Raw genomic sequence first — 13,473 nt, 5'->3', positions numbered from 1 at the left:
AGGACCGGATCCATGTGGGCGCCTCGTCCCGCCGGCGCGGCGCCCACCGCACGCACCTGACCGGCAGCCCGGCACACCCCGATCCAGAGAGGCGGAACCCATGAGGCGCGCTGCCCTCGCCCTCGTCACGGGCCTGAGCCTGATGGCGCTTCCCGCCTGCGCCGCTACGGCCTCGCCCGCCTCACCGGCGAGGAGCAGCGTCTCGGCGACCCCAAGTGAAGGTTTCAACGCGGCCGACGTGATGTTCCTGCAGATGATGATCCCGCATCAGCGCCAGGGCATCGAAATGGCGCGTCTGGCCACCACCCGCGCCGTGCGAGGCCAGGTCAAGGCGCTGGCGTCGGCGGTCGAGACGACGCAGCGCGACGAGGTGCACACCATGACCGCCTGGCTGATCGGCTGGGGCCGGCCGGTGGCCGCGGACCCCCGCGCGCACGCCGCCCACGGCGGGCTGCACGTCACCAGCCCCGCGGAGATCGCCACCCTGAGGACGATGGACGGCGACGGCTTCGAACGCAGGTTCCTCAACGTGATGATCGCCCATCAGCACAACGCCATCGACATGGCGCGCACGGAGATCGGCACAGGGCTGAACGCCCAGGTCAAGAGCCTGGCCCGCCGGGTCGACCAGTCCCGGTCGGCCCAGATCGGTCAGATGCTCGCCGAACTGAACTGACCCGGGCACCGGACATATCGACGGCCGCGATGAGTAGCATGATGGTCCATGCCCGACAAGCCGCGTGTCCTGGCCGTGCAGCACGGGCCGTACGGCGGTCCCGGCCGGTTCGGCGAGTGGCTGTCCGGCGCCGGGCTCGACGTCGAGACCGTCACCGCCTTCGACGGCTCTCCCCTGCCGCCGCGGCTGGAGCACGACGCGCTGCTGGTGCTCGGCGGGGGTTACATGCCCGACGACGACGAGAAGGCGCCGTGGCTTCCTGCGACCCGGGACCTGGTCGTCCAGGCCCTCGCCGCGTCGGTGCCGCAGTTCGGCATCTGCCTCGGCGGGCAGATGCTCGCCTCGGTGGCGGGCGGAAAGGTGCGGGCCGACGCGGGGGCGCCCGAGCACGGCAGCACGCCCATCACCATCAGGGCCGAAGCGGCGCACGACGCCCTCTTCCACGACCTGCCCGGCGTCGTCCCCGCCATCGAGCACCACGTCGACGCGATCACCGCCCTTCCGCCGGGGGCCGCGTGGCTCGCGGAGACCGGCAGCTGCCCCTACCAGGCGTTCCGCGTCGCAGACCACGCCTGGGGCGTGCAGTTCCATCCCGAGGTCGGCCCCGAGCGGATCATGCGGTGGGACGCGGCCCGGTCGCGCGTACAAGGACTCGACCGTGACGAGTTGTACGCGAGGGCCGTGGCCGACGAGCCGATCTCGACGCCGGCCTGGCGGCAGGTGGCGGGGCGCTTCGCCGCGCTGGTCCGTGAGCGGCATTCCGTACGCCGATCGGTACGGGCTCCCGCACCAGCCGGGAGGAAGAACGGGCAAGCTCTTCCGCCACACAGAAGGACGACCGGTATGAACGGCGCGCAGTCACTGATCCGCACCCTCGTCGACGCCGGTGTCGAGGTGTGCTTCGCCAACCCGGGCACCTCTGAGATGCATTTCGTGTCCGCGCTGGACACCGTCCCGCAGATGCGCGGCGTGCTCGGCCTCTTCGAGGGCGTGGTCACCGGCGCGGCCGACGGTTACGCGCGCATCGCCGGCAAGCCCGCGGCGACGCTGCTGCACCTTGGCCCCGGTCTCGGCAACGGCCTGGCCAACCTGCACAACGCCCGCCGCGCGCGCACCCCGATGGTGAACATCGTCGGCGACCACGCCGGCTACCACAAGAAGCACGACGCGCCGCTGGAGTCGGACATCGAGGCCGTCGCCGGGTCGCTGAACGGCTGGATGCGCCGCTGTGCCACCGTCGCCGAGCTGGGCGCCGACGCCGCCGCCGCGGTCGCCGCCGCTCAGGACGCACCGGGCCGCATCGCCACGCTCATCCTGCCCGCCGACGTGTCCTGGGGCGACGGCGGCCGGCCGGGCACGGCCGTACGGTCCACGGGGCCGCGGCCCGTGAGCCGGCAGACCATCGAGCGTGTCGCCGAGTTGCTGCGCGGCGGGGAGCAGGTCGCCCTGCTCGCCGGTGGCCCGGCCTGCCACGAGGCGGGGCTGCGCGCGATCAGCCGCATCTCGGCCGCCACCGGCGCACGCGCGCTGGCCGAGACCTTTCCCGCCCGCATCGAGCGCGGCGCCGGGATTCCGCCGATCGACCGGCTGGCCTACCTCTCCGAACAGGCGACGGGCCAGCTCGCCGGCTGCCGGCACCTCATCTTGGCCGGGGCGCCGGCGCCGGTGTCGTTCTTCGCCTACCCCGGGGAGCCCAGCGAGCTCGCACCCGCCGGTAGCGAGGTGCACACGCTGGCCGTGCCCGGGGAGGACGTGATCGCCGCACTCCGCGACCTCGCCGACCTGGTCGCTCCCGATCAGGCCCCCGTGCCGCAACCGCCCCACCGTCCGGTGCTTCCCTCGGGGCCGCTGACCGTCTTCAACTGGGCGGACGTGATCGGCGCCCTGCTGCCGGAGAACGCGATCATCTCCGACGAGAGCAACACCTCGGGCTTCATGCTGCCCACCGCGACCGCCGGGGCGCCCCGCCACGACGTGCTGACCCTGACCGGTGGCGCGATCGGCCAGGGCATGCCCGTGGCCACCGGCGCCGCGATCGCGGCGCCGCAGCGGCCGGTGGTCAGCCTGCAGGCCGACGGGAGCGCGCTCTACACCATCTCGGCGCTGTGGACCCAGGCCCGGGAGAACCTCGACGTCACCACCGTCCTGCTCAACAACCGTGCGTACGCCATCCTGCGTCACGAGCTGCGGCGCGTCGGGGCCGAGGTCTCCGGCCCCAAGGCCGGCAGGCTGCTCGACCTGTCCGCCCCAGACCTGGACTTCGTCCAGATCGCCGAAGGGCTCGGCGTACCCGCGACCAGGGCGACGACCGCCGAGGAGCTGGCCGGACAGTTCTCGCGGGCGATCGCCGAGCCGGGGCCGCACCTGATCGACGCGCACGTGCCTTCGGTGTTCTGAGCGGTCCCACGACCGGGTCGTCCACGCGAACCCGCCGGCCGGCGCACACGATCCGGGGCTCACGCGGCACCGGACGAGGGCACTCCGGCCGAGCCCTGGCGGCGGAAAACGTGTCGCCTGGGCCTGGAGAGATGCCTGATACTCGACCGCATGGTGGATTTCTCCGAATTTGACACGCGCGGCTACCGGACGGTGGACGTCACCACCGGTTACGGGCAGTGGGTCGGCTCTTATGAGCAGACCGTGGAAGACGTGATGGACATCGCCCTCCTCGACGACCTCGCCGAACCCCGCTGGTCCGCCGTGGCCCGCGCCGCCGACCTCGGATGCGGCACGGGCCGGACCGGTGCCTGGCTGCGGCGCAACGGCGTCACCGCCATCGACGGCGTGGACCTCACCCCCGGGATGCTCGCCGTGGCACGCTCCCGTGGCGTGCACGACCGGCTCGTGGAGGCGGACGTATGTGCCACCGGGCTCGACGCCGGCGCCTACGACCTGGTCATCGCCTCGCTCATCGACGAGCACCTGCCCGACCTGCGGCCCTTCTACGACGAGGCGTGGCGCCTGGGCGGGCCTGGCGCCACGTGCGTCGTGGTGGCGTTCCATCCGCACTTCATCATGGCCACGGGCATGCCGACCCACTTCACCGACGCCTCGGGCGAGCCTGTCGCCATCACCACCCACGTCCACCTGCTGAGCGAGCACATCATGGCGGGGCTGCGGGCGGGCTGGACGCTGGTGGAGATGCGCGAGGGGGTCGTGGACGAGGGCTGGCTGGCGGTCAAGCCCAAGTGGGAGCGGTTCCGCCACCACCCCGTCTCCGCGGCCCTGGTGTGGCGCAAGCACTCCTGATCGTCCCGCGCGCCTCTTCCCGGCCGGCAGGTCACCGTGAGGCGGTTCCGGCAGGGTGAAAGTTTCACGGACTTCCTGACTGAACACCCGGATTCAAACACATTCCGTCAAGGCACGCTTGACTCCATGAGATGTTGTGTGGGATTCAGTTCGAACGTGGGGAATCGGTGTCGCCGGTCCTGGACGCGTGAGGGCCATCCGAACCCGGAGCCCTCCGTCCCGAACCGGTAAGGAGTCCGAATGCGCAGAATCCTCCGCCTGGCGCTGGCGATGACGCTCTCCGCGGGAACCCTCGTCGCTCTCGGCGGCACCTCGCCTCCAGCCCTGGCGCTGAACAACGGCCTCGCCCGTACGCCGCAGATGGGATGGAACGACTGGAACTCCTTCGGCTGCAACGTCAACGACGGGCTGATCCGCCAGACCGCGGACGTCATGGTCTCCAGCGGCATGGCCGCGGCGGGCTACAAGTACGTCAACATCGACGACTGCTGGTCGACGAGAAGCCGCAACGCGAGCGGGGACCTGGTCGCCGACCCGCAGAAGTTCCCGAGCGGCATGAAGGCCCTGGCCGACTACGTGCACGGCAAGGGCCTGAAGATCGGCATCTACTCCTCCGCGGGGCTCACCACCTGCGCCGGATACCCGGCCAGCCTCGGCAACGAGACGCGGGACGCGAACCTGTGGGCGTCCTGGGGCATCGACTACCTCAAGTACGACAACTGCGGCGACCACCAGGGCAGGACCGCACAGCAGCGGTACACCGCGATGCGCGACGCGCTCGCCGCCACCGGCAGGCCGATCCTGTACAGCCTGTGCAACTGGGGCCAGGACAGCGTCTGGACGTGGGGCGCCGCCGTCGGCAACTCCTGGCGCAACACCGGCGACATCCAGGCGAACTGGAACTCGGTGATGGGCATCCTGGACAGCCAGGTGGGGCTGGAGAGCTATTCGAGCCCGGGAGCGTGGAACGACCCCGACATGCTGGAGGTGGGCAACGGCCTCTCCGGCACGGAGTCGCGCGCCCACTTCAGCCTGTGGGCGCTGCTCAACGCGCCGCTCCTCGCGGGGAACGACCTTCGGTCCATGAGCGCCGAGACCCGTGGCATCCTCACCAACTCCGAGGTCATCGCCGTCAACCAGGACTGGGGCGGCAGGCAGGGCCACAAGATCAGCGACAACGGCAACCTGGAGGTCTGGCGCAAGCCGATGGCCGACGGCTCGGTCGCCGCCGTGCTGCTCAACCGGGGAGGCGGCACGGCCACCGTGTCCACCACCGCCGCGGCCCTCGGGCTCGGCGCCGGGACGTCGTACTCCGTACGCGACCTGTGGGCCCACACGACCGGATCCTCCTCCGGGACGGTCAGCGCGTCGGTCCCGGCGCACGGCGCCGCGATGTACATCGTCTCGGGAGGTGGCACGCCTCCCACCGCCACCGCACTCAGAGGCGTCGGCTCCGGCAAGTGCCTGGACGTGACCGGCGCGTCCCAGACCAGCGGCACCGCCACGCAGATCTGGGACTGCAACGGCCAGTCCAACCAGCAGTGGACCCTCAACGGCGCCGGCGAGCTTCGCGTCTACGGAAGCAAGTGCCTTGACGTGTACAACCGGGGCACCGCGAACGGCACCGCTGTGATCATCTGGGACTGCAACGGCCAGTCCAACCAGCAGTGGCGCGCCAACTCCGACGGCACCATCACGGCCGTCGGCGCCGGCAAGTGCCTCAACGTGCCGAACAACGGCACCACCAATGGCACGAAGGTGCAGATCTACGACTGCAACGGCGGCGCCAACCAGAGATGGACCCGCGCCTGACACCCCTGCGCACCCGCCCGTCCCGGCCGGGCGGCCTCACCTGCCCGTCCCGGCCGGGCGGCCTCACCTGCCCGTCCGGGCCGGGCGGCCTCATCTGGGCCGCCCGGCCGGCGACGATCGCAGGTGATCCTTCACCCCTGACGCCCTTCGACGTCCGCCCTGGCTGACCGGCTTGAGTAGGGGCCTACTCATGTGCCGCTCCCCGAAGCCCGCGACCGTCGGTACCTCAGGCGGAACCGCCTGTCCCGGCGCATCCGGGGATGTCAGACATGAGGAGCACGCCATGGACCGTTCCACCAGACCCCTGCTCGGCCTCGCCGCCGCCTTCGCCGTCGTGGCGGTGGGCGTGCCCGCCGCCTCCCCCGCCGTCGCGGAGACGACCGCGCTCTCGAACACCACGGCCCGTTCGCAGCCGGCCCCGGGCACCGCGCTGATGCTCACCAACGTGCAGACCGGCAAGTGCCTCACCATCGCCGGCGGAGTGAGCACCGCCAACAACGTCACCGCCCTGCAGTACAACTGCGACACCCACCCCTCGCGCCGCTGGAGGCTGGCCGACGTGACCGGCACCGGCCTGTACCAGATCAGGAACGTCCAGACCGGCAAGTGCCTCACCATCGCCGGCGGGGTCAGCACCGCCAACAACGTCGAGGCCCTGCAGTACAACTGCGACACCCACCCCTCCCGCCGCTGGACGCTCCGGCTCGTGGGCTGACCGTGGGCTCGGGCCGTTCCGGGGCGGACCACATGTGTGAGCGGCTCAGATGATCGGGCCGTTCCGGGATGAGCCACGGGGATGAGCGGCTCAGATGAGGGTCTCCCACCATCCGTCCACCGCCGGCGAGGCGTCGACGTCGACGCTCTCGCCCGGCCGTGGCACCACGATGCGGGCATCGCGCGCCTTCGCCTCCCGCCACAGCCGGTCGGCCGGCTCGGCCCACGGATGCAGGGCCAGCGTGAACGTCGCCCAGTGCACCGGCAGCATCAGCGCGCCGCCGAGGTCGATATGGGCGTTGACCGCCTCCTCGGGGTCCATGTGGATGTCGGGCCAGGCCGCGTTGTAGGCGCCGATGGGCATCAGCGTGAGGTCGAAGGGCCCGTGCCGCGCGCCGATCCCGGCGTAGCCCTCGAAGTAGCCGGAGTCTCCCGCGTAGAAGACGCGGCGGCTCTCGCCCGTCACCACCCATGATCCCCACAGGGTGTCGTTGCGGGCGAGGGTTCTGCCGGAGAAGTGCCGCGCGGCCGTGGCGGTGAACCGCAGCCCGGCGACCCGCACGTCCTCTTCCCAGTCGAGCTCGACGATCCGTTCCACCGGCACGCCCCACCTCTCCAGGTGCGCGCCGATGCCGAGCGGCACGAGGAAGGGAGCCGTGGTGGTCCGGGTGAGCGTACGCACCGTCGCCCGATCGAGGTGGTCGTAGTGGTCGTGGGAGATGACGATCGCGTCGATCGATGGCAGCTCGCCGAGCGCCACGGGGACCGGATGCAGCCTTCTGGGGCCCACCAGCCGCGAGGGCGAGACCCGGTCACTCCATACCGGGTCGAACAGAACGGTACGCCCCTCGATCTCCACCATCGTCGACGCGTGACCGAACCAGACGACCCTCAGCCCGGCCGGTTCGGCGGACGTGGACGACGGCGTGAGAATGGGCACGCGCCCGGCCGGACGGCGCCTGTCGCGCCCGGTGAGCAACTCGCGGACGAGGTTCGGATTCGGCGCCGGCGGCAGGTTCCCGCCCGGCATCGGGTTGTGGAAGGCGCCGTCCCTGAACTGGGGTGAGCGCCGGATGCGTGCGGCCCGCGCCTCTCCCGTCTTCAGGGGTCGCGATCCGAGCTCCGCGGGGAGGTCCCGCAGCGCCCATCCGGCCGCGGCCACGGCGCCCCCGGCCAGAACCCGCTTCACTATCCGGCTTGCTGTCATGCTCACTCCCCAAATCAGCTCTAACCTGCCGAACTGAAGGCGGTATCGACGTTGTTCCCGATTGGAGAAGATATATCGCGTTGCTGCCATCCATACCCGCGCGGAGCTCAGAACGTGGTGGCCGCGTTGTGGTGACGTGGGGCACCCCGGCCCGGGAGAGCGCGCGGTGGGAGCGTGATGGTGGAGGGCTGCTCCTCGCACAGTGGCAGGTGAGGCAGCATGGAGGGGTGAGCGAGGCGACGAGCATGCTGGCGGAACTGCTGGCCGCGGGCGACGTGGTGGTGCTGAGCGGAGCGGGGCTGTCGACGGAGTCGGGGATCCCGGACTACCGGGGGCCGAGCGGGGCACGCACCCGGCACAGCCCGATGACCTACCAGACCTTCGTCGCGGACCCGGCGGCGCGGCGGCGTTACTGGGCCCGAAGCCACGTCGGGTGGCGCATCATCGCCCGTGCGAGCCCCAACCGCGGCCACCGCGCGGTGGCGCACCTCCAGCGGCAGGGCCTGGTGACCGGCATCGTCACACAGAATGTCGACGGCCTGCACCAGGCGGGCGGCGCCCGGGCCGTCATCGAGTTGCACGGCAGCCTCGACCAGGTGGTCTGCCTGGACTGCGGCGACCGAAGCCCGCGTGAGGAGCTGGACCACCGCCTGCGGCGGGCCAACCCCGGGTTCGACACCGGGGTCACCGCCGTCAACCCGGACGGCGACGTCGACCTGCGGGACGAGAAGGTCGAGGGTTTCCAGGTCGTCGGATGCCGCGCGTGCGGCGACGGGATGCTCAAGCCCGACGTCGTCTTCTTCGGCGAGACGGTCCCGGCGGACCGGGTCGGCGAGTGCTTCGCCCTGGTCGAGCGGGCCCGGGTCCTGCTCGTGCTCGGGTCGTCGCTGACCGTGATGTCCGGGCGCCGGTTCGTGCTCCGGGCCGCCAAGCTCGGCATCCCCGTGGCGATCGTCAACCAGGGCGAGACCCGCGGCGAGAGCTACTCGTCGCTCACCGTCGACGCCGCGCTCGGCGAGGTGCTGCCCGAAACCGTCCGCCTCCTCGGCGAGCGGACGGCGAGCGGGGAGATGTCCGCGCCGTTCACCCGGTGAGGGGCTCGCCGGCGGTGCGGCGGCGCAGGTGGAGCGCCAGCGCCACCACCCAGGCCCATCCGATGACGATCGTCAGGCGTTGCATCAGCCCGGCGATCGGCGCGAGCGCCGGCTGCCGCGCGAACCCCATGCCGGTGAGCACGAAGCAGCCGAGGAAGGCGACGGCGGTCCCGGCGGAGTAGGCGGCCCACCCCTTGCGGCCCAGGACCGCGAACCGGTAGGCGGCCACCAGGCAGGCGGCGGGCAGGCCCAGGAAGAACAGCGCGGAGAAGGCGTCGTGCGAGGCCCCGTGCGCGGTGGGCGGGTCCATCACCATCGGCGTGCCCCCTGCCAGTGCCGTCTCGCACTCGCATCGGCGAGTACACCGGCGATGTCGGTCGTACTCGCTACCATCGGCGCTGTGAACAAGGAGGGGTTCCCGATGGTCAACGCGCTGATCGTCCCTGTGCTCGTCACCACCGACCTGCCGCCGGACACCGATCTCGCCGCCTTCGCGCAGGTTGTCGCCGACGCCGTGGGAGCCCTGGCCGGCGACTCCGGCACGCCGTATCCCGGCTACCTGCGCGGTGCCGCCTTCTGGCTCGACCGGCCGATCGCGCTGCGCGCGTCCACCGACCCGGCTCCCGCGACCGAGCAGCTCCGGTTCGCCGCGATGCTCGGCTTCCTGTCCACCTGCGGCCCGCGCGGGTCGGCCAAGGAGGTCCTCGCCGACGCCCGCACGGCGATCAGGGCCGCCGTCGGCGGCCGTTACGGCGACCTGGGCAGCCCGCCCGCGATGCTGGCCATCACGGCCAACGACATCCGGGAGCGCACGCCGGAGTCGGCCGTCACCGCCGCCACCGAGCACGCCCACCCCGAGCTGGCCGCGGCCACCCGTCTGCACATATAGGCGACTTACATTTAATTCTGGTGACAGATCGCGGTTTCGCGAGCCAAGTCCTTGTCAAGCAGACAAGATCGAATCACGATTCTCCACATGGGATGTAAAGATCACCCCGCATCCCACGTCACTTTCCCCGGCGGGACACTCCCGCCCGGCGTGAAGGAGATCGTGTGTCATTCCTCCCCCGGCACTGGCGAGCGGTCCTGACGGGAACCCTCACCGCTCTCGCGCTCCTGACCCCCCAGGGCGTGGCCCAGGCCGCGCCCGACCCCGTCAAGATCGACAAGACCGTCCTGGCGAAGCTGGCCGTCGACGACAAGGCCACCTTCTGGGTCCGCCTCAAGAGCGACGCCGACCTCAGCGTGGCCCGCAAGGCGAAGACCAAGACCGAGAAGGCCAGGCAGGTCTACCAGGCCAAGACCGAGCTCGCCACGACGTCGCAGGCCGGCCTTCGCAAGCTCCTCACCGGCGAGCACGCCCAATTCACCCCGTTCTGGATCGCCAACGCCATCCAGGTGACCGGCAACGCCAAGCTGGCGGCGGAGATCGCCGCGCTCCCCGAAGTGGAGCGGATCGACCCCGGCCACGTCGTCAAGCTCCCCGAGCCGCTACCGGGCAAGGAGGTGAAGCAGGTCAACGCCATCGAGTGGAACATCGACCGCGTCAACGCCCCCCGGGTCTGGAGCGAGCTCGGCACCCGCGGCGAGGGCATCGTCGTGGCCAGCATCGACAGCGGCGTGCAGTTCGACCACCCCGCGCTGGCCGCCCAGTACCGCGGCAGGAGCGCCGACGGAAGCGTCGACCACGACTACAACTGGTTCGATCCGGCCGGAGTGTGCCCGAGCGCCGCGCCATGTGACAACAACGACCACGGCACCCACACCATGGGCACCATGGTGGGCGGTGACGGGGACGCCAACGCCGTCGGCGTGGCCCCCGGCGCCAAGTGGATCGCGGCGAAGGGATGCGAGTCCAACAGCTGCTCCGACGCCTCGCTGCTCGCCGCCGGGCAGTGGGTGCTCGCGCCCACCGACCTCGACGGCCGCAACCCCCGCCCCGACCTGGCGCCGGACATCGTCAACAACTCCTGGGGCGGCAGCGGCTTCGACCCCTTCTACAAGGAGATCGTCGAGGCGTGGGTCGCGGCGGGCATCTTCCCCGCCTTCGCCAACGGCAACCTGACGGGCGCGGGATGCAACTCCAGCGGCTCCCCCGGCCAGTACATCTCCAGCTACAGCGCCGGCGCGTTCGACGCCGCCAACGCGATCGCGAGCTTCTCCACCCGCGGTTCCGGCGAGAACGGCGAGATCAAGCCCAACCTCGCGGCGCCCGGCGTGGACGTGCGCTCCTCCATACCCGGCGGCTACGACAGCTTCTCCGGCACCTCGATGGCCAGCCCGCACCTGGCGGCCACCGTGGCGCTGATGTGGTCGGCCTCCCCCGCACTGCAGGGCGACATCGCCGCCACGAGGGAACTGCTCGACCGGACCGCGATCGACGTCGACGACACACGCTGTGGCGGCACCGCCACGGACAACAACATCTGGGGCGAGGGCCGGCTCGACGCGTTCGCGGCGGTCCGGGCCGCCCCGGTGGGGGCGCTCGGCGCGCTCGCGGGCACCGTCTCCTCGGGCGGCTCGCCGGTGGCCGGCGCCACCCTCACCGTCACCGGGCCGCTGAGCCGCACGGTCACCACCGCGCAGGACGGGACCTACACGCTGCCACGCCTGCTCGTGGGCGACTACCGGCTCACCGTGAAGAAGTTCGGGTACGACGACGCCACCGCCACCGTCACCGTCGTGGCCGACGAGACGGTCACCAGGGACGTACCGCTGACGCCGCTACCCTCGGGCACGGTGTCGGGCACGGTCACCGCCGCGGGCGCGCCGGAGGCGGGAGCCACGGTGACCGCGGTCGGCACCCCGATCAGCGCGGTGACCGACGCCGCCGGGCGGTACCGGCTCACGCTGCCGCACGGCGCCTACGAGCTGAAGGTCACTCCGGTCTCCCGGTGCGCGGGCGGCCTGACCGTGCCGATCACGGTGAGCGGCGACCTGGCCAAGGACATCGACCTGCCGCGGCGCGCCGACACCTTCGGCTACACCTGCGCGAGCGCCTCCGAGGCGTACGTCGCGGGCACCGAGAAGCACCCGCTCACGGGCGACGACGTGGCCGCGCCGGTCACGCTCCCGTTCACCTTCCCCTTCTACGGCGCCGGCTACACCGGCGGCTGGATCAGCAGCAACGGGCTGCTGAGCTTCACCGCGAGCAACACCACGGCGGGCAACGGAACCCTGCCCTCCACCTCCACGCCCAACGCGGCGCTCTACCCGTACTGGGACGACCTGGTGCTGGACGACCAGGCGGGGGTCTACACCGCCACCATCGGAACCGCGCCGAAGCGTACGTTCGTCATCGAATGGCGTCAGGCCCGGTTCTACTCCGACGCCGCCCAGCGCATCTCGTTCTCGGCCCTGCTGGGCGAGGACGGCTCGATCGGGTACCGCTACCGCGGCATCGTCAACGAGCGCGCCTCGGGTACCAGCGCCACGATCGGCATCGAGAACCCGGGCGGCACCGACGCCCTGCAGTACTCCGCCAACAGCGCCGCGCTCACCGACGGTCAGAGCCTGACCTTCTCCGCGAGCCGGCACGGGTTGCTCACCGGCACCGTCACCGACGCCAACGACGGCCGGCCGCTGGCGGGCGCGACCGTCAAGGTGGGCGACGTGGCGAGCTTCACCACCGGGCAGAACGGCACGTTCCTCGGCCAGATCCTGGTGGGCGACTACCAGGTGGAGGTCTCCAAGGAGAACTACGGGACCTTCACCCAGGAGGTCACCATCACCGCCGGAGCCGTGACCCGGGTCGACACCGCCCTGGCCACCGGCCGGGTGACGGCCTCGGCCGGCGAGCTGACCCTGGTGATGCCGGCCGAGTCCACCCGGACCGGCACGGTCGAGCTGTCCAACCTGGGGGTGGCCACGGCCTACACCGTCGTGACCGATCCCGCGCAGGGGTGGCTGGGCGTGACGCCCGCGGCCGGTCAGCTCGGTACGGGCACGTCGGTGACGCTGAAGGTCACCGCCTCCAGCGCCGGTGTCCAGCCGGGCACCGTTCGCACCGGCAAGCTGCTGGTGCGCTCGGCGAGCGGCCGTAACCCGCTGATCGAGATCGTCGTGACCGTCGTGGTGCCCAAGCATCAGGTGGCCGTCGAGGTGGGCGGCACCAAGGACCTCGTGGACGCCGCCGGCGACCGCTGGACCGCCGACCGCAAGTACAGCGCCGGCGGCCACGGGTACGTGGGAAGCAACACCAGGACGCACACGGCGAGCAAGACGATCAAGGGCACCACGGAGCAGGAGCTGTTCAAGCGTGCCCGCGAGTCGATGCTGGAGTACCGGTTCGACCAGGTGCCCAACGGCACCTACACCGTCGAGCTGGGCTTCGCCGAGACGCGTGACATGCGCGAGGGCCGGAGGGTCTTCGACGTCATCGTCGAGGGTCAGCTCGCGATCCCCGCGCTCGACCTGGCCCTGGAGTCCGGCACCTACACCGCCGTCACCCGGCAGTACACGGTGAAGGTCACCGACGGCCAGCTCAACGTGCGGTTCGCCGAGCGGGTCGGCGTACCGATCGTCAACGCCGTGCGCATCTCCGAGCGTCCCGACAAGGCCACCCCGTAGCGGCCTGAACCTCCCACCGGCCCGTCCCGCCCGAGTGGCGGGGCGGGCCGCGCCATGTCCGCCACCACAGGATGGAGAGCGCTCTCCAGGAAGAACATGCCCCCACCAGGTCGTTCTCCCCCGGCTGATCTGAAATGCCCTGCTCACTCCGC

General features: G+C 71.4%; 10 protein-coding genes. 8 read left to right on the top strand and 2 right to left on the bottom strand.

The window, feature by feature from the left end:
* Positions 1–100 precede the first annotated feature (100 nt).
* From ABD810_RS20700 to ABD810_RS20680, 5 genes are all read left to right on the top strand, one after another.
* Positions 101–676: a DUF305 domain-containing protein gene (locus ABD810_RS20700; protein ID WP_344942599.1), complete on the top strand. Its 576-nt coding sequence runs from the start codon at positions 101–103 to the stop codon at positions 674–676.
* 48 nt (positions 677–724) lie between these two features.
* Complete coding sequence (locus tag ABD810_RS20695) at positions 725–3,073, top strand: acetolactate synthase large subunit (protein ID WP_344942596.1); 2,349 nt, start codon at positions 725–727, stop codon at positions 3,071–3,073.
* A gap of 150 nt (positions 3,074–3,223) precedes the next feature.
* The gene (locus ABD810_RS20690; protein WP_344942593.1) at positions 3,224–3,925 is read left to right on the top strand and encodes a class I SAM-dependent DNA methyltransferase; all 702 of its coding nucleotides are present in this window, start codon (positions 3,224–3,226) and stop codon (positions 3,923–3,925) included.
* Positions 3,926–4,165: 240 nt separating this feature from the next.
* Positions 4,166–5,737 (top strand): glycoside hydrolase family 27 protein, encoded by a 1,572-nt coding sequence (locus tag ABD810_RS20685; protein WP_344942590.1) that lies wholly within the window; start codon positions 4,166–4,168, stop codon positions 5,735–5,737.
* A 283-nt stretch (positions 5,738–6,020) separates the two neighbouring features.
* Entirely contained in the window at positions 6,021–6,452 is a 432-nt protein-coding gene (locus tag ABD810_RS20680) for an RICIN domain-containing protein (protein WP_344942587.1), read from the top strand.
* Between the two features lie 90 nt (positions 6,453–6,542).
* On the opposite strand, the gene ABD810_RS20675 is transcribed toward ABD810_RS20680, so the two are convergent.
* The gene (locus ABD810_RS20675) at positions 6,543–7,658 is read right to left on the bottom strand and encodes an MBL fold metallo-hydrolase (protein ID WP_344942585.1); all 1,116 of its coding nucleotides are present in this window, start codon (positions 7,656–7,658) and stop codon (positions 6,543–6,545) included.
* Positions 7,659–7,903: 245 nt separating this feature from the next.
* On the opposite strand from ABD810_RS20675, the gene ABD810_RS20670 reads away from it, so the two are divergent.
* On the top strand, positions 7,904–8,752 hold the full coding sequence (locus ABD810_RS20670; protein WP_344942708.1) for an NAD-dependent protein deacetylase: 849 nt from the start codon (positions 7,904–7,906) through the stop codon (positions 8,750–8,752).
* On the opposite strand, the gene ABD810_RS20665 is transcribed toward ABD810_RS20670, so the two are convergent.
* Positions 8,742–9,086, bottom strand: coding sequence for a DUF998 domain-containing protein (locus tag ABD810_RS20665; protein WP_344942706.1), 345 nt, complete (start codon positions 9,084–9,086; stop codon positions 8,742–8,744). The genes ABD810_RS20670 and ABD810_RS20665 overlap by 11 nt on opposite strands.
* Before the next feature lie 87 nt (positions 9,087–9,173).
* On the opposite strand from ABD810_RS20665, the gene ABD810_RS20660 reads away from it, so the two are divergent.
* On the top strand, positions 9,174–9,641 hold the full coding sequence (locus ABD810_RS20660; protein ID WP_344942582.1) for a hypothetical protein: 468 nt from the start codon (positions 9,174–9,176) through the stop codon (positions 9,639–9,641).
* 164 nt (positions 9,642–9,805) lie between these two features.
* Positions 9,806–13,321, top strand: coding sequence for a S8 family serine peptidase (locus tag ABD810_RS20655; RefSeq protein ID WP_344942579.1), 3,516 nt, complete (start codon positions 9,806–9,808; stop codon positions 13,319–13,321).
* Positions 13,322–13,473: the final 152 nt, after the last annotated feature.

This window comes from Sphaerisporangium flaviroseum (assembly GCF_039537005.1).
In the GTDB taxonomy this organism is placed as follows: domain Bacteria; phylum Actinomycetota; class Actinomycetes; order Streptosporangiales; family Streptosporangiaceae; genus Sphaerisporangium; species Sphaerisporangium flaviroseum.
The sequence above is the reverse complement of the archived record's forward strand: the minus strand, read 5'-3'. Positions and strand labels throughout refer to the sequence as shown.

Excerpts from the sequence above, each read along its gene's own strand:
- ABD810_RS20700 (WP_344942599.1), top strand. The coding sequence starts at position 101 with ATGAGGCGCGCTGCCCTCGCCCTCGTCACGGGCCTGAGCCTGATGGCG.
- ABD810_RS20695 (WP_344942596.1), top strand. The coding sequence starts at position 725 with ATGCCCGACAAGCCGCGTGTCCTGGCCGTGCAGCACGGGCCGTACGGC.
- ABD810_RS20690 (WP_344942593.1), top strand. The coding sequence starts at position 3,224 with ATGGTGGATTTCTCCGAATTTGACACGCGCGGCTACCGGACGGTGGAC.
- ABD810_RS20685 (WP_344942590.1), top strand. The coding sequence starts at position 4,166 with ATGCGCAGAATCCTCCGCCTGGCGCTGGCGATGACGCTCTCCGCGGGA.
- ABD810_RS20680 (WP_344942587.1), top strand. The coding sequence starts at position 6,021 with ATGGACCGTTCCACCAGACCCCTGCTCGGCCTCGCCGCCGCCTTCGCC.
- ABD810_RS20675 (WP_344942585.1), bottom strand. The coding sequence starts at position 7,658 with ATGACAGCAAGCCGGATAGTGAAGCGGGTTCTGGCCGGGGGCGCCGTG.
- ABD810_RS20670 (WP_344942708.1), top strand. The coding sequence starts at position 7,904 with ATGCTGGCGGAACTGCTGGCCGCGGGCGACGTGGTGGTGCTGAGCGGA.
- ABD810_RS20660 (WP_344942582.1), top strand. The coding sequence starts at position 9,174 with ATGGTCAACGCGCTGATCGTCCCTGTGCTCGTCACCACCGACCTGCCG.